Annotated in this window: 17 protein-coding genes and 3 pseudogenes; 14 read left to right on the plus strand and 6 right to left on the minus strand. The window is 45.9% G+C overall.

Features of this window, described 5'->3' with window-relative positions:
• Window positions 1–28 precede the first annotated feature (28 nt).
• Complete coding sequence (locus tag AXI57_RS10590) at window positions 29–1,645, plus strand: M20/M25/M40 family metallo-hydrolase (RefSeq protein ID WP_061670040.1); 1,617 nt, start codon at window positions 29–31, stop codon at window positions 1,643–1,645.
• Window positions 1,646–1,740: 95 nt separating this feature from the next.
• Here AXI57_RS10590 and proC read toward each other — a convergent pair whose 3' ends face one another.
• Window positions 1,741–2,574, minus strand: coding sequence for a pyrroline-5-carboxylate reductase (gene proC / locus AXI57_RS10595; protein ID WP_061670041.1), 834 nt, complete (start codon window positions 2,572–2,574; stop codon window positions 1,741–1,743).
• 418 nt (window positions 2,575–2,992) lie between these two features.
• Between proC and AXI57_RS10600 the strand changes: the two genes are divergently transcribed.
• From AXI57_RS10600 to AXI57_RS10620, 5 genes and pseudogenes are all read left to right on the plus strand, one after another.
• Window positions 2,993–3,946, plus strand: a complete 954-nt coding sequence (locus AXI57_RS10600; protein WP_061670042.1) for an MBL fold metallo-hydrolase — start codon at window positions 2,993–2,995, stop codon at window positions 3,944–3,946.
• A 13-nt stretch (window positions 3,947–3,959) separates the two neighbouring features.
• On the plus strand, window positions 3,960–4,739 hold the full coding sequence (locus AXI57_RS10605) for an SDR family NAD(P)-dependent oxidoreductase (protein WP_003325534.1): 780 nt from the start codon (window positions 3,960–3,962) through the stop codon (window positions 4,737–4,739).
• Window positions 4,740–4,903: 164 nt separating this feature from the next.
• Window positions 4,904–5,241 (plus strand): annotated as a pseudogene (locus tag AXI57_RS20855) (D-serine ammonia-lyase); the annotation flags it as partial.
• Window positions 5,242–5,325: 84 nt separating this feature from the next.
• Entirely contained in the window at window positions 5,326–6,285 is a 960-nt protein-coding gene (coaA, locus tag AXI57_RS10615) for a type I pantothenate kinase (protein WP_003325537.1), read from the plus strand.
• A gap of 27 nt (window positions 6,286–6,312) precedes the next feature.
• On the plus strand, window positions 6,313–6,699 hold the full coding sequence (locus AXI57_RS10620; RefSeq protein WP_087941817.1) for a VOC family protein: 387 nt from the start codon (window positions 6,313–6,315) through the stop codon (window positions 6,697–6,699).
• Here the strand turns inward: AXI57_RS10620 and AXI57_RS21735 are convergent.
• Window positions 6,694–6,861, minus strand: a complete 168-nt coding sequence (locus AXI57_RS21735; RefSeq protein ID WP_010789137.1) for a hypothetical protein — start codon at window positions 6,859–6,861, stop codon at window positions 6,694–6,696. The genes AXI57_RS10620 and AXI57_RS21735 overlap by 6 nt on opposite strands.
• 82 nt (window positions 6,862–6,943) lie before the next feature.
• Window positions 6,944–7,219 (minus strand): annotated as a pseudogene (locus AXI57_RS20860) (MDR family MFS transporter); the annotation flags it as partial.
• 120 nt (window positions 7,220–7,339) lie between these two features.
• Between AXI57_RS20860 and AXI57_RS10625 the strand changes: the two are divergent.
• Complete coding sequence (locus AXI57_RS10625; RefSeq protein ID WP_061670044.1) at window positions 7,340–7,582, plus strand: MBL fold metallo-hydrolase; 243 nt, start codon at window positions 7,340–7,342, stop codon at window positions 7,580–7,582.
• Between the two features lie 325 nt (window positions 7,583–7,907).
• Here AXI57_RS10625 and AXI57_RS10630 read toward each other — a convergent pair whose 3' ends face one another.
• Window positions 7,908–9,002 (minus strand): AI-2E family transporter, encoded by a 1,095-nt coding sequence (locus AXI57_RS10630; RefSeq protein WP_061670045.1) that lies wholly within the window; start codon window positions 9,000–9,002, stop codon window positions 7,908–7,910.
• 79 nt (window positions 9,003–9,081) lie between these two features.
• The gene (locus tag AXI57_RS10635; RefSeq protein WP_003325542.1) at window positions 9,082–9,288 is read right to left on the minus strand and encodes a YqzH family protein; all 207 of its coding nucleotides are present in this window, start codon (window positions 9,286–9,288) and stop codon (window positions 9,082–9,084) included.
• A gap of 168 nt (window positions 9,289–9,456) precedes the next feature.
• Here AXI57_RS10635 and AXI57_RS10640 point away from each other — a divergent pair, with 168 nt between their 5' ends.
• The 7 genes and pseudogenes from AXI57_RS10640 to AXI57_RS10670 all read left to right on the plus strand — a co-directional run bounded on the left by AXI57_RS10640 (window position 9,457) and on the right by AXI57_RS10670 (window position 13,736).
• The gene (locus AXI57_RS10640) at window positions 9,457–10,695 is read left to right on the plus strand and encodes a DNA polymerase IV (RefSeq protein WP_141292142.1); all 1,239 of its coding nucleotides are present in this window, start codon (window positions 9,457–9,459) and stop codon (window positions 10,693–10,695) included.
• Window positions 10,692–11,036: a YolD-like family protein gene (locus AXI57_RS10645; RefSeq protein WP_061670047.1), complete on the plus strand. Its 345-nt coding sequence runs from the start codon at window positions 10,692–10,694 to the stop codon at window positions 11,034–11,036. The genes AXI57_RS10640 and AXI57_RS10645 overlap by 4 nt, the downstream gene beginning before the upstream one ends.
• A 271-nt stretch (window positions 11,037–11,307) precedes the next feature.
• Complete coding sequence (locus AXI57_RS10650) at window positions 11,308–11,778, plus strand: GNAT family N-acetyltransferase (protein WP_061670048.1); 471 nt, start codon at window positions 11,308–11,310, stop codon at window positions 11,776–11,778.
• A 12-nt stretch (window positions 11,779–11,790) separates the two neighbouring features.
• A pseudogene (locus AXI57_RS10655) lies at window positions 11,791–12,125 on the plus strand (antibiotic biosynthesis monooxygenase family protein).
• Window positions 12,122–13,081, plus strand: a complete 960-nt coding sequence (locus tag AXI57_RS10660; protein WP_061670049.1) for a GNAT family N-acetyltransferase — start codon at window positions 12,122–12,124, stop codon at window positions 13,079–13,081. The pseudogene AXI57_RS10655 and the gene AXI57_RS10660 overlap by 4 nt, the downstream one beginning before the upstream one ends.
• A 77-nt stretch (window positions 13,082–13,158) precedes the next feature.
• Complete coding sequence (locus AXI57_RS10665; RefSeq protein ID WP_003325549.1) at window positions 13,159–13,482, plus strand: iron-sulfur cluster biosynthesis family protein; 324 nt, start codon at window positions 13,159–13,161, stop codon at window positions 13,480–13,482.
• A 14-nt stretch (window positions 13,483–13,496) separates the two neighbouring features.
• Window positions 13,497–13,736, plus strand: coding sequence for a DUF2552 family protein (locus AXI57_RS10670; protein WP_003325550.1), 240 nt, complete (start codon window positions 13,497–13,499; stop codon window positions 13,734–13,736).
• Between the two features lie 45 nt (window positions 13,737–13,781).
• Here the strand turns inward: AXI57_RS10670 and AXI57_RS10675 are convergent, their stop codons facing one another.
• Window positions 13,782–14,693 (minus strand): alpha/beta hydrolase, encoded by a 912-nt coding sequence (locus AXI57_RS10675; protein WP_034718273.1) that lies wholly within the window; start codon window positions 14,691–14,693, stop codon window positions 13,782–13,784.
• Window positions 14,694–14,850 lie beyond the last annotated feature (157 nt).

Raw genomic sequence — 14,850 nt, forward strand, 5'->3', positions numbered from 1 at the left:
TTTTATACATATGAGGAGCAGATGTCTTATGAATTGGCAGACGAAGGAAGAATTGCGTGAACTTTTAGTTTCTCTCGTTCAGTACGACAGTATTACCGGTTCAACGGGAGAGGTAGCCCTCGCTGAATATCTTTATTACTTATTAAAAGACAGACCCTATTTTGAAAGGAATCCCGAGCATCTTACTCTCCATCCGATGAATGACGGAAGGTATTTTTTGACAGCGCTAGTGAAGAAAGAGGACATAGCGCAGGCCGTCCTGCTGCTGAGCCATTTTGATGTTGTAGACATTGAAGACTATGGGGAATTCAAACATATGGCATGCAAGCCGAATGAACTTCTGGACTCTTTTCTAGAGAAAAAAGATTTGCTGCCTGAGCATGTGAGGCAGGACGCAGAGAGCGGGGATTGGCTGTTTGGAAGAGGCGCGATGGACATGAAGGCCGGCCTCACTGTTCAGCTTTCCATGCTTGAGAGGGCGATGGAGGGCCAATTTGACGGTAATCTTCTGCTTGTGACGGTGCCGGACGAGGAAGTGAATTCCCAAGGCATGCTTGAAGCCGTTCCGGTATTAAAAGAGTGGGAAAAAAAACATGGTTTGCGTTATACCGCTTGTGTAAATTGTGAACCGATGTTTGAAAAATTCCCCGGTGATTCAAACCAATATATATACTCTGGAAGCATCGGGAAAGTGCTGGCGGGATTTTTTTGCAAAGGAATTGAAACGCATGTCGGAGAGCCATTTTCAGGCTTGAATGCCAATTTGATGGTTTCTGAAATTAACCGTCTTCTTGAACTGAACGTCAGTTACTGCGAAGAGGCAGACGGGGAGATTACACCGCCGCCGGCCAATTTAATGCAAAAGGATTTGAAGGAAGCCTATTCAGTCCAGACGCCTCATACCGCTGTCACTTTATTTAATGTGCTGACGATGAAGCGCTCTGCCAGTGAGCTTCACCGGATGCTGCTTGATACCGCAAAAAAAGCAGCTATTAATATAGCAGCCAATATCCAGCATAAAACACTTGATTTTCAGCGGTTCGAATCGTTTCAGCCGATTGACCGAAATGTTTCTGTCCTGACCTTTGAAGAACTTCTGGATCGTGCCAGGCAGCGTGTCGGAAGCTCGGAGGCAGAACGGGTGCTGAACTATACATTTGCTAACAAAGGGAGCCTCGGCGACCGGGATTTTTCAACAAAAATTGTATCTGAACTTGCCGCACTATGTAAGGAAGACGCCCCGCTGATTGTTTTGTTCTATAGTCCGCCTTTTTATCCCGCAGTCACTTCAAAGGAAGACCGGATCATAAAAAAAGCGTTAGAACAGCTTACAGATTATGCGAGTGAAAAACACGGACTTCGCTTAAAAGAAGTTCAGTATTTTCCGGGACTCTCTGATTTAAGCTACCTTCAGCTTGAAAAGCAGGAGGTTGATGCTTATACAAGCAATATGCCGCTGTATAACAGAGGATATTCACTTCCGTCAGGCAAAGAACAAGCTTTGTTTGTGCCTGTGCTGAATGTCGGTCCGGCGGGGAAAGACCCCCATAAGTGGACAGAAAGACTGAATATGCCGTTTTCATTTGAAATTCTTCCTGACCTGCTTTCATTTACCATTACAGCTTTATTAAAAAGCCATAAATAAGTTTTACCATGGGATATACGGTTTTTCATCTGTATAACATAATATTACTGCTTATCAAAAAAAGCATGAACGGGTATTCGCTCATGCTTTTTTGATTACATATGTTTTAAAACAGTGCCGGCAAACTCTTCTTTTATTTCCCCGGACCGTTTGGCCGTTTCTTCAATGCAGTGAACAATGGCGTCTTCAAAACACCGTTCCTTTAAGGCGCGCAGTCCGGCTTCTGTTGTGCCGCCTGCGCTTGTAATCTCCGTTCTCAGCTGTGCTGGCTGTTTTCCGCTTTGTTGAAGCATTTCTATGGCGCCGGCCATCGTTTGCAGAATCAATCGTTTTGCAAAGCCTTCCTCAAGGCCGACTTTATGTGCCGCCGTCTCCATTGCCTCTGCATAATGATAAAGGTACGCAGGGCCGCTTCCCGCAATCGCCGTTACTGCATCCATGTGCTTTTCTTCCACGAGAGACGCCTCACCGATCGTTTCTAACAACGTTTTTGCAGTTTTGATCGCGTCCGCGCCTGCTTCAGGACTTGCGGAAAACGCGGTTGCCGATTTTCCGATTGCCGCGGATGTATTTGGCATCGCCCGTATGACGGTCAGATTTCTTTCAAAATAACACTGGATCGTCTCTATTGTAATGCCGGCAAGCACCGATATAACAAGCTGATTTTTGATGTGAGAACGAATGCCGGCGATGCTTTTTGCTGCATCTTTCGGCTTTACCGCAAGGACGATGATATCCGTTTTCTCAAAAAAAGCAGTTTTATCTCTGCACGGCAGCACGCCGTATGTGTCTTTTAACTCCCTCAGCCGCGCATCATTTGACCTGTTGATAACGAGTATGTGATCGGGTTTCATCATTCCGCTCTTCAATAAGCCGTTGATCATTGCTTCAGCCATAGAGCCGGCCCCTATAAATCCAATTGTTTTCATTTAAATCCTCCTTCATTCTATCCGGAAACACAAAAAACCTTTTCGTCAAGTAAAGGACGAAAAGGTTCGCGGTACCACCCTAAATTAGCACAAAGCTGTGCTCAGCTCATATCCCGTAACGCGGGAAACGTTTAGGTTTTCCTAACCGCTCTAAGGGCAGGTTCTGCAAACAAGAGGGCCGCGATATCTTTCAGCCTGAGGATCATCGCTCTCTTTGGCCATTGTTTGTATACTATTCCTCGTCATAGCGTTCCATGTTCGTATTTTAGTTTGTTGTTCATTATGCAATGGAGGATAAGTTTATGTCAATAGCTTTTTAAAAAAGGGAGGCTTAAAGAGAAAGCATGAATGACACCGGAGAGAGAAAAAGCTAAAATATGAATAACAAAAGAAACAGACTTGGACAAGGAGTTTAAAGATGACAACTACAGAGATTATTCCGATCTCCGTGCCGACGCCATTTGCAGTCGGTGATGTGATCGTTTATTTAGTAAAAGGCGAGGCGCTGACGCTCATAGATGCCGGGCCGAAAACAAAAGAGGCGGCTTCTGCTCTTGAGCATCAGCTTGCAGCTCAAGGTGTAGCGATATCAGATATTGAGCAGGTGGTGCTTACCCATCACCACGCGGATCACGCAGGGCTGCTTGATCTATTCTCTGACCTGACAGAATTGATCGGACATGCTTATAATGAACCTTATATCAGTCGAGATAAAGCATTTTTTGAGTGGCAAGGAACCTATTTTCAACAGCTGTTCTCTGAATTAGGCGCACCGCTAGAACATAAACAGGCAGAAAGGCTCCTCCGGTCTGCGTACAAATTTTCTTGTACACGTTCTTTGACAAAAACAGTCGGAGAAGGAATGGAAATTGACGGATTAAAAGGCTGGACTGTCTTAGAGATGCCCGGCCATGCGGAATCACATATCGTTCTGTTCCACGAACAGGAAGGGAGAATGATTGGAGGGGACCTGCTGTTGCAAAACAGCTCATCTAATCCGATTATCGAAGCGCCAAAAACGGGAAGCAAGAGAACGGCGCCTTTATTAGACTATCAGCAGTCATTAAAACGGCTGTATGACTTAAATCCTGCCATCATGTATCCCGGCCATGGAGATGCCGTCAAAAATGTACAAACACTTATTACGAAACGACTGGATAAACAGCGGAAGCGGACGGAGGACGTGTGGCGCATGCTGTCTGAAAGGCCGCATACCGCTTTTCAAATCTGCCAGCGGCTATTTCCGGAGTTCTATCAAAAAGAATTGTTTTTAACGATGTCAGAAACCGTTGGACAACTGGATGTCTTAGCGCACAATAAAAGAATTACAACAGAATGGGACGGAGCAACTCAATATTTTAAAGCCGTATAAGAGGTGGATTAATATGAAGAAGTTAGCAGGAAAGCGCATTTGGATTACCGGTGCTTCTGGCGGTCTCGGCGAACGAATTGCTTATTTATGCGCCGCCGAGGGAGCCCGCGTCTTGCTATCGGCGAGGCGGGAGGACCGTTTGCAAGAGATCAAAAGAAAAATAGCGGAGGAATGGAGCGGGCTGTGTGATATCTTTCCGCTGGATGTCGGAAGCCTTGAAGAGATCGCCAGTGTGCATCGCAGGATCGGTTCTGTTGATGTCTTGATTAACAATGCGGGGTTTGGCGTATTTGACACGGTTTCGGACTCATCACTGGATGACATGAAGCAGATGTTTGAAGTGAACGTCTTTGGCCTGATTGCCTGCACAAAAGCGGTTCTTCCGGGGATGCTCGAGCAAAAAAGCGGCCATATCATCAATATCGCATCTCAAGCCGGAAAGCTGGCAACACCGAAATCAAGCCTTTACTCAGCAACCAAACACGCTGTCTTAGGTTATTCAAACGCATTGAGAATGGAGCTGGCGGAAACCGGCATATATGTGACAACCGTGAATCCGGGGCCCATTGAAACAGACTTCTTCTCGATTGCCGATAAGGGCGGGGACTATGTGAAAAATGTGAGGAAATGGATGCTTGATCCTGATGATGTCGCAGCCCAAATCACGGCAGCCATCCTGACCGGAAAGCGCGAAATCAACCTCCCGCGCTGGATGAACGCCGGCACAAAACTGTATCAGCTATTCCCTTCGCTAGTGGAAAAGCTGGCCGGGCGGGCTATGATGAAGAAGTAGATAAAGTCTCAGCTTAATCTTAGGCTGATTTTACACTAGAAAAAAGGGAGAGATGTTTTACATGTCTAAAAGTCAGAAAGCATTGGACTCACTCCGTAAAGACCCGCTGATCCAAAAGCTCGTAAAAACGCGTTCGGTCTTTTAGTCAAATCCTAAAAAAACCGATGTCTTTGCGCCGGACCGTTGGATTTGCAGGAAAAATGATGGAGCCGCTGCTGAGCGGATGCTATACCGCAGAAGATAACATGCTGTACGAGTTACTGTATATGCTGGCCGATTCTGAAAACAAGTATTTAGAACCCTCGGCGCTAGCCGGGATGTTCGGACCTGTTCAGCTATTTACAACGGAAGAGGGAAGCGTTATCTTCAAGACAATCAACTGCAATCGAAAATGAAAAACGCCGTGCATATCATTTGGGGAACCGGAGGCAGTATGGTTCCCCGGGGAGAAATGGAAACGTATCATCATATCGGGTCTGCATTGATAAATTCCAAAAAATGAGCAGACAGTGAGAGCGTTTTCCGTTACAATCTTTGTAGGCATGAGTTTAGTAACGGAAGCTATATAGAGAGATTGGTGTGAATATTGAAAAAGAAAGAACTTAATTTACATACCTTATACACACAGCATGACCGCAAGTCTTGGTCGGGATTTGGCGGCCACCTGTCAATAGCGGTTTCTGAAGCGGAAGCCAAGGCGGTGGAGGGGCTGAATGATCATTTATCGGTAGAAGAGGTTGAAACGATTTATATTCCGCTTGTCCGCCTGCTTCATTTACATGTTGCATCTGCCGCTCAGCGAAATAAGCATGTGAATGTTTTTTTGAAGCACCCGCATTCGGCCAAGATCCCGTTTATTATCGGGATTGCCGGCAGCGTCGCAGTCGGGAAAAGCACGACAGCGAGAATTTTACAGAAGCTGCTTTCGCGTTTGCCTGACCGCCCCAAGGTGAGTCTTGTGACAACCGACGGCTTTTTGTTCCCTACGGCGGAGCTGAAAAAAAGAAACCTGCTGTCCAGAAAAGGATTTCCCGACAGCTATGACGTAAAAGCGCTGCTTGAATTTTTAAATGATCTCAAGTCAGGAAAAGACAGGGTGGAGGCGCCCGTGTATTCCCACCTTACCTATGACAGGGAGGAGGGCGTCTTTGAAGTTGTGGAGCAGGCTGATATTGTCATTATTGAAGGCATTAACGTTCTTCAGTCTCCGACATTGGAAGATGACAGAGAGGATCCCCGTATTTTTGTTTCTGATTTCTTTGATTTTTCCATTTATGTCGATGCTGAAGAACACCGCATCCTTACATGGTATCTGGAGCGCTTCCGGCTTCTCAGGGAAACGGCGTTTCAAAATCCGGCATCCTATTTTCATAAATTTAAAGACCTCTCTGACAAGGAAGCGGACGAGATGGCGACTTCAATCTGGGAAAGCGTCAACCGTCCTAATTTATATGAAAACATTTTGCCGACAAAATTCCGCTCGGATCTGATTCTGCGAAAAGGTGACCGGCATAAGGTGGAAGAAGTTTTAGTCAGAAGAGTGTGAAGAAAGAGCTTGGGGGTGAGACAAATGATACACCATATTGAATTGTATGTCTCAGATTTGGAAGCCTCAAAGCGATTTTGGGGATGGTTTTTAGGTGAGCTTGGCTATGAACCATTCCAAAAGTGGGACTCCGGCATCAGCTGGAAAAAGGACGATTTTTATCTGGTGTTTGTGCAAACAGAAGAACGGTTCCTGGAGCAAGGATTTCACAGACGCCGGATCGGCCTGAATCATCTGGCTTTTCATGCTGAATCAAGAGAGCAAGTTGATATGATGACAGAAAAGCTGTTGGAAAGAGGCTATCATGTGTTATACAGAGACAGCCATCCGTATGCGGGCGGCGGCGCGCATTATGCCGTATACGCAGAGGACCCGGACCGGATAAAGGTTGAGCTGGTTGCTCCGGGTCTATAAATTCTTTTTCTCCTCTTTACTGAGCGTATCCAGCTTTTTTTCAATTCGCTCTAACTGTGCTTTGCGTTTTTTCAGAGTTCTTAGACCCGCAACAGCTGCAAAAATGATCACTGCTACTAATAATAATGGCGCCAATTGAAAGATCATGTCTCCGATATTCATTTGCTTGCCTCCTTTTTAGGGAGAGGGGGTTTTCATCTCTCCCGAGTATTTTTACAGCGGTTCCAGGCCGAGCTTGAGCGGTTCCGGCCGTCATCTGCCGGTATGCAAATGCTAAAAACGGCAGTCTGATCAGCGTGATGCCGGCAAGAATAGAAAAAAATGAAGCCGGGTCTGCCCGGTCCAAATACATCAATACATATGCCTCCGGCCTAATGGTCTATTACATTTCCCAGCTGCGAAAAGCCTATTGCTCCCAAATAAGTGCCTTTCAATTCAGGCTTTGCGATCTGGTCTGCGAACAAATCCATCACAGAAAACAAAGCACTTCCCCAATTGTAAAGGTAATAACGATGGTCCAGCTGCTGTTCTCTCCTGTCCGTGTTCTTTCTTTATCATACATGAAAAAATTTCCTTATCCAACAGCAATTCTAAAAACAATTCTCTATAGATGTATTGACCTTCGCTGAAAGAAATCGGAATGCCGTTTAAAAATTTAAAGACAGAGATTTTGAACCATCAGGATATAGATCACATCGGAGGAGCGCCCGCTCTTACCCAGGAGGCCGGACACGAGATTACAATCTATGCCCATGTGTTGGAACGCCCTTATATAGAAGGGGGGCTTCCGCTTATTAAAACCGATATCAGCCGTATGACCAAGGAGACAGCAGCATCTCTTCCGGAGGAAATAAGGCAGCTGTCTAAAACCCTCCGAAGATAAAGGTGCAGGAAACCATAGAGGATGGGCAATTGCTTCCGTTTTGCGGCGGAATCCGCATGATTTTATACCAGAAGTCAGTCTTTATGTGGAGGAAAAGAAACTTCTCATTGCCGCAGATGCATTGGTTAAGACTGATGGTGCTTTACACCGGCCTGTTGAAGAGGCCACATTAGATATGGATCAGCCTTTACTATCTTTGGGGGATTTTTAGACTATGACATAAGTTCGGTGGTTTGTTATCATGGCGGTGTTTTTCAAGGAAGCCCGCATCAGCGGGTAAAAGAGCTGCAAGGAAAAACAGAGATGTGAAAACATCTCTGTTGTTTTATGAAGTGTGATCTGTATGTTTTTTTCTCAGCAGCACAAGTCTCCATATATGACTCACGATCACCTTGGCGACAGCATACCCCGGTATCGCCAGCAGCATGCCGACAATGCCTGCAAAATTTCCGACGGCGAGCAAGAGAAAAATAATGGTCAGCGGATGGATCGAAAGTTTTCGCCCCATCACCTGCGGGGAAATGATTTGGCTTTCGATTTGCTGGGCGATGACAACGACCACGATGACCAGTATGGCGGTTGTCGGCGAATCAAACAGACCGACGACAACGCCGGGAAACGTGCCGATCCACGGGCCGATAAACGGGATGACATTGGTCACCATGGCGACAACACCCAGCATTAGCGGGTAATCCAATCCGATGATAAAATAACCGATTGTCACAAGCACGCCGACACAGCAGCTGACGATAATCTGACCCTGTATGTAAGCGCTGAGCGTCTGATCCATGTCTTCGAGAATCCGTTTTCCTTCTTTTTGCTGTTTTTTAGGGAGAAAATGCAACAGGTACCGGGGCGCTTTTTCGCCCTCTTTTAACATGTAATACAGCACAAAAGGAATAATGACGATGGTAATGACCGCATTGGTCACAGCTCCTGCCATACTTTTTATGTTGTCTCCCAGCGAAGAGATGAAGCTGTTAGAGTAGTTTGTGACTTTATCTGTGATTTGATTAAGCGAACTTTGCTCTTGCAGGCGGGAAAACCACTTGTTGTGCTGTATGGTTTCAATCCAATCCCTTGCCTGATCAAGCAGTGTCGGGAAGTTGCTGACAAAGCTGTTGAACTGTTTCTGAATCTCAGGTCCTGCTGTATAAATGAAGAGGGTGAAGAGTCCGCCGGCGGTTAGATAGATCAGCAAGATCGCGATACCTTTTGGCAGTTTGGCTTTTGTATGCAGCAGTTTAACGAGCGGACGAAACAAATAGTAAAGCACACCCGACAGTATGATCGGCCCGAATAAGGTTTGGCAGAAAATAATGAAGGGACGGAACAAAAAGTCAATCAACGTTCCGATATAGATGATGAGAAACAACAAAAGAATCCCATATCCGATTTTAAAATATTTACCGACAGGCATAGGCACACCACGCAATCAAAAGATTTGAAACATTCCTCCTGCGTTCCATTCCCATTCTGTGTGCCGTATAAACGTTTTATCAGGAAAATAGCCCTTGATTTGTGACATAGTCATAAATAACATCCTCTATATGCGCATGCAGATCCTCATCAGGCTCTTCGTTTTGTCTTTCTTTCAAGGCGGCTTTCAAGCTCTGTTTTTCATACGGGCTTAACGGGTCCGTGGCGACATTCCGGCCATATTGGCGAAGCGCCTGTCCTAACATTTTTTCCAGGAATTGATCCATCGTTTATTCTCCTATCTTTATTGTCGCTTTTATTCTACTAAATGTTTTGCCGCTCTCAAACCGTCAGATCATATTTTCTGGCAGGCAAGAATCATTTACCAGTATAAACCGAACGTATTTTCGCATATAATAGCAAGAGCGAACATAAGTTCTTTTTTAGAGGTGTATATGATGAAAGAAAAAGTGATTTTTCTCGTTGATATGCAATCGTTTTATGCATCCGTGGAAAAAGCGGAGAACCCCCATTTGAAGAATCGGCCGGTTATTGTTTCCGGTGATCCGAAGAGAAGGAGCGGGGTGGTGCTGGCTGCTTGCCCTCTTGCAAAGAAAAAGGGGGTCGCCAATGCTTCGCGGCTTTGGGAAGCCCAGGAAAAGTGTCCCGAGGCTGTGGTGCTTCGTCCCCGCATGCAGCGTTATATTGATGTGTCTTTGCAAATTACCGCGATTCTCGAGGAATACACAGATATGGTCGAGCCTTATTCCATTGATGAGCAGTTTATGGACGTCACCGGCAGCCAGAAGCTGTTTGGACGGCCGGAGGATATAGCCAGAAGCATTCAAGACAGAGTGATGCGGGAGATGGGTGTTTATGCGCGGGTGGGTATCGGACCGAATAAAGCTCTCGCGAAAATCGCCTGTGACAACTTTGCAAAAAAGAATGCGAGCGGGATATTTTATTTAACTGAAAACAATATGAAAACACATATGTGGCCTCTCCCTGTCGGCTGCTTGTTTGGCGTCGGAAGCCGGATGAAGCATCATTTACGCCGGATGGGGATCAGCACCATCGGCGGGCTTGCGGCCTTTCCGGTGGAACTTTTAAAAAAGAAGTGGGGCATTAACGGACACGTGCTGTGGATGACCGCAAACGGCATTGACTATTCGCCCGTGACGACTGCGTCTTTGGATGGTCAAAAAGCGATCGGACACGGAATGACGCTCCCGAAAGACTACGAACATTTTGACATGGAGATTAAGATCGTGCTGCTGGAGCTATGTGAAGAGGTGTGCAGGCGAAGCAGAAGATCAGGGGTGATGGGGCAGACGGTGTCGGTGAGCTGCCGGGGCGCTGATTTTGATATTCCGACGGGCTTTCACCGGCAAGTAAAGCTGTCTGAGCCGACCAACCGCACACAGGATGTGTACCGGGCGGTATGCAGATTGTTTCTTGCGTTTTGGGATGGGAAACCTGTGCGCCGCCTCGGCGTCAGTCTTTCTCAGCTCTCTTCTGATGACGTATGGCAGCTCAATTTGTTTCATGACTATGCGAAGAACATGAGCCTCGGCTACGTAATGGACGGCATTAAAAGCAGGTTCGGCGACACAGCGATTGTCAGAGCCTCATCGTTAACAGCCGCGGGCCAGGCGTTTGAACGCGCGGCTAAAATAGGAGGGCATTACAAATGAGCGATCATTTAAAAAGAGGCAACTTATTATGGGAAGGAAGCCGAATGTTTTTGCCGGAACATAAAGAAAGTCTGCTGGCGAGAAAACGCCATAAACAGAAGCTGAAGAAGCCGATCCTTGACCCTGATAAGCTGGAAGAGATGAATCAGACGGTCTGTGAGGCGATGGAATATGCGCGAGAGGTAATGGTCAGCTACTTCGAAGACGGAGCGCTTATCTATTACAGCGGGAAAATCTGCCGTTATGAGGAACCGCAAAATATGCTATGGATAAAGGGAGCCGCTGATCAGCCGCATAGATTAAAGCTTGAGCATGTGCTCGATATTTCTCTATCTGTTTGAGCTGAAAAAAGAGCCAGGCAACGGATCATTCTGCGGGCTTGATCCATAAGAACAGCATGAAAATAAAAGGAAAATCAGCCGCAGACAGCCGTTTGGGCTGATTTTTTTGGATTTTTTCTATCCGCACACGTGTACATAGTTCCTTTGGCTGTCTGAAAACGTATAGTAACGGAAAGAATCCATTTACAATTGCACTCAGGCAAAATATAATTTTTATATTGCATAAGAGAATGACATTCGTTTTTGCCAGACGGAGGGAGATCAAATCGAAATGGATATACGGACAATCACGTCTTCAGATTATGAAATGGTTACGTCTGTAATAAATGAATGGTGGGGCGGAAGACAGCTGAAAGAGAAGCTGCCCAGATTATTTTTTGAACATTTTCAGGACACAAGTTTTATCACGTATGAAAACGGAGCGATGACCGGATTTTTAATCGGGTTTCAATCACAGTCAGATCCGAAAACCGCATACATCCATTTCTCAGGTGTCCATCCAGATTTCAGAAAAATGCAAATTGGAAAACAATTATACGAGGTTTTTATTGAAACGGTCAAAAAGAGAGGCTGCACCCAAGTAAAGTGCGTGACATCGCCTGTAAACAAAGTATCCGTCGCTTACCACGCCAGATTGGGCTTTGCAATTGAGAAAGGCGATAAAACAGTGAACGGCATCTCAGTTTTTGCGGACTACAACGGGCCCGGCCAAGACCGGGTGCTGTTTGTAAAACAGATTTAGGAGGGAGAATCTATGAATTTTCTATCTCAAACACCTACACCGCCTTACTATGCCGTGATTTTTACTTCGATAAAACGAGAATACGATATCGACTATGAGAAAACAGCAGAACATATGATGTTACTTGCGGAGAACCAGCCAGGTTTTTTAGGCGTGGAGAGCGTTCGGGAGAATAACGGAAACGGGATTACGGTTTCCTATTGGGATAGTCTGGAGGCGATCCAAAACTGGAAAATCCATACCGAGCATCAATCGGCAAAAGCGTTTGGTGGTATGAAGCGTACGCGGTACGTGTGACAAAAGTGGAAACGCAGCGCTTATTTCAACCGAAGGAGACAAAAAATTGATTGAATATCTTTGGCACAGCCATGAACCAATTGCACAGGAGATCGCGGCGCTTCAGCAGGAGGCTTATCGAAAAGAAGCGGAGCTGATCGGTTTTTTCGGCATTCCCGCATTGAAAGAGAAAGCAATCGATATCATCAAATCACAAGAGCGGTTTGCCGGCTATAAAGAACGAGAGAGGCTCCTCGGCGTGATTTCCTATGAAAAGAATGCCGGCGAGCTGACCATTTGCAGGCTGGCGGTACATCCGGACGGCTTCAGAACAGGAATCGGACAAGCCTTGACGAAATTTGTGATCGCAGAAAATGAAGACGCCGAAAAAATAGAAGTCACAACCGCTGAAAACAATACCCCGGCGATATCGCTGTATACAAAAGCGGGATTTACAAAGGCGGCAAGGATCAAAGCAGCAGAGGGGATTTTTCTGTCTGTCTTTCATTTATATCCGAAAAGGAAAGTAGAGGTCGTTCCATACCGAGAAGAGTGGAAGCGCATGTTCGCAAAGGAAAAGATACAGCTTGAGCGTATCCTTGGTCCTGAAATCATTGCAATCAGCCACATCGGAAGCACGTCCATCCCCGGAATGAGCGCAAAGCCGGTGATAGATATACTGATAGAGGTAAAAGATATTGAGGCGATAAATCAATATAACTTGCAAATGGAGGCGCTTGGCTATGAAGCGAAAGGGGAAAACGGCCTGAAAGGAAGGTGTTTTTTTCGAAAAGGCGGGAACAAGCGCACACACCACGTTCATATTTATGAAAATGGAAATAGGGAGATCGTGAGGCATACGTTATTCAGGGACTACCTCATCGCCCATCCTGAAAAGGCGGCTGAATACGCAACGCTAAAAAAACAGCTGGCTGCAAGATATCCGGATGACATCAAACAATATATAGAAGGGAAAAATGAGTGGATCAAGGATACAGAAGAAAAAGCGAACCGCTGGAAAAACTAAGCCGGAGGCGCAAACAATGCAGACAGCCGTATTGTGTGCTACAATAGCGAAAATAACAAAAACGGGGGATCAATCTGATGCAAATTTATTTGACAGATACGGCAAAACAAACGCTGCAGCAAGCGATGGTTGCCAACCCGGGCAAAAAAGCACAGCTCCGTTTTGATGCTGAAGGCTGCGGCTGCGCAGTCAGCGGCGTGCCTACAATATGGCTTTCGGAACAGTTGACAGGCGAATGTGAACAGCTCGAAACAAATGGAGTCCCATTGTATATTCAATCATCGCAAAAAGTGTTTTTTGACGATCAAATGACGATAGATTACAATGAAAAAGCCAATACGCTGGCGCTGAAAAGCCCGGCGCAAATGCTAAGCCCAAGAATGAGCATATTAGTAAAGTAGGGAGACAGCAAAACGTGGATCAAAAGCTGAAATCAATTAAACAAACAGCTCAGCATAAAACGTGGGTATCCTTCCTGAATAAAAATCACCCGTACAGCCTGCTGCATTGGTCGATCGGAGGAGCAGAATCCATCCAAAAAGATGTATGGCTTCTGCAGGACGAGATGACTTTTGACACACAGGAGTTCACAACGATTGATCTTGCCATCAACTGGATTGGCGAGAACATGGACGGAATTACAGACGTTTTATAATGAGAAAGCGAAAGAACTGCAGTGTTCTTTCGCTTTTTTTTAATATTATGGTTTAGCAACACGGTCCAAAAACGTTTTCACGGCATTGCGGTAACTTTCACGGTTTTTCGTATAAGACATGGCATGCTCTCCGGCTTCCGCGATATATAACGATTTCGGTCCGTTTTTCTTTTCATAAAGAAGCTCGCTCGCTTCAACGGGGATATAATCATCGTCTTTACTGTGAATAAACAGCACCGGCTGAGGTATGCGTCCAATGACTGAGAGCGGTGACACATCGCGTGTGCGGTAGCCGTCTCTCCACCGTAAAAACAGGTTAGCGAGGGGAAGAATCGGCCGCGCCGGCAGCCGGTACTCCATTTTCAGCCTATAGGCCAGCTGTTCATCAAAGCTTGCGAACGGACAATCGGCGATATAAAAATCAGCGCCATCGTCAGGATGGGCGCCCGCATACAAAAGCGCGGTGACTGCTCCCATGGATTCCCCGTGAATTCCGACCAATCCCCGCTGGCCGACCCTTTCTCTCAGCCAGGAAACCACCTCTTTCAAATCATCCTTTTCGTAATAACCATAGCTCGTCGTTTTGCCGCCGCTCTGGCCGTGCCGGCGGTGATCATAAACCAGGACATTCCATCCTAAATCAAGAAACAAGTGCATGTATTTAAGTGAATTAAACAAATTCATTGTTACACCGTGGCAGATGATCATCGTATTTTGTGTATCGTGGGGTGCGATATAGTAGCCTTTCAGATCATACCCATAGGAAGACGGGATGACAAAAGCCGTTTTCTCCATGCGGTCAAACGCTTCAAAAACGTCATGCCCGTCCTCCGTCTCTCTTTTAATAATCTCTTCATCTGTTTTTTTCTTCATGAACATGATGATATTTGTAAAGCATATGCCGATAGCTGCGATAATTCCAACTGCGGCTCCGATGGCGGTCAGCCACTTTTTCATGTGTCCGCTCCTTTCCAAGACAACAGCATTATATCTTAAATAGTATGACAAATGATCAAAAAATCCTTTAAAAGAAGCGATTTTCATTCGCCAGCATCCATTTTTAACACCGGAAAAACATCATAAACGTCACACTTGTTCACTCTCCATCCCGCAT

Origin of the sequence: Bacillus atrophaeus (assembly GCF_001584335.1) — a bacterium.
GTDB lineage: Bacteria > Bacillota > Bacilli > Bacillales > Bacillaceae > Bacillus > Bacillus atrophaeus.

Coding starts and splice junctions, on each gene's coding strand:
- AXI57_RS10590 (WP_061670040.1), top strand. CDS start 29: ATGAATTGGCAGACGAAGGAAGAATTGCGTGAACTTTTAGTTTCTCTC.
- proC (WP_061670041.1), bottom strand. CDS start 2,574: ATGAAAACAATTGGATTTATAGGGGCCGGCTCTATGGCTGAAGCAATG.
- AXI57_RS10600 (WP_061670042.1), top strand. CDS start 2,993: ATGACAACTACAGAGATTATTCCGATCTCCGTGCCGACGCCATTTGCA.
- AXI57_RS10605 (WP_003325534.1), top strand. CDS start 3,960: ATGAAGAAGTTAGCAGGAAAGCGCATTTGGATTACCGGTGCTTCTGGC.
- AXI57_RS21735 (WP_010789137.1), bottom strand. CDS start 6,861: ATGAATATCGGAGACATGATCTTTCAATTGGCGCCATTATTATTAGTA.
- AXI57_RS10625 (WP_061670044.1), top strand. CDS start 7,340: ATGCCGTTTAAAAATTTAAAGACAGAGATTTTGAACCATCAGGATATA.
- AXI57_RS10630 (WP_061670045.1), bottom strand. CDS start 9,002: ATGCCTGTCGGTAAATATTTTAAAATCGGATATGGGATTCTTTTGTTG.
- AXI57_RS10635 (WP_003325542.1), bottom strand. CDS start 9,288: ATGGATCAATTCCTGGAAAAAATGTTAGGACAGGCGCTTCGCCAATAT.
- AXI57_RS10640 (WP_141292142.1), top strand. CDS start 9,457: ATGATGAAAGAAAAAGTGATTTTTCTCGTTGATATGCAATCGTTTTAT.
- AXI57_RS10645 (WP_061670047.1), top strand. CDS start 10,692: ATGAGCGATCATTTAAAAAGAGGCAACTTATTATGGGAAGGAAGCCGA.
- AXI57_RS10650 (WP_061670048.1), top strand. CDS start 11,308: ATGGATATACGGACAATCACGTCTTCAGATTATGAAATGGTTACGTCT.
- AXI57_RS10665 (WP_003325549.1), top strand. CDS start 13,159: ATGCAAATTTATTTGACAGATACGGCAAAACAAACGCTGCAGCAAGCG.
- AXI57_RS10675 (WP_034718273.1), bottom strand. CDS start 14,693: ATGAAAAAGTGGCTGACCGCCATCGGAGCCGCAGTTGGAATTATCGCA.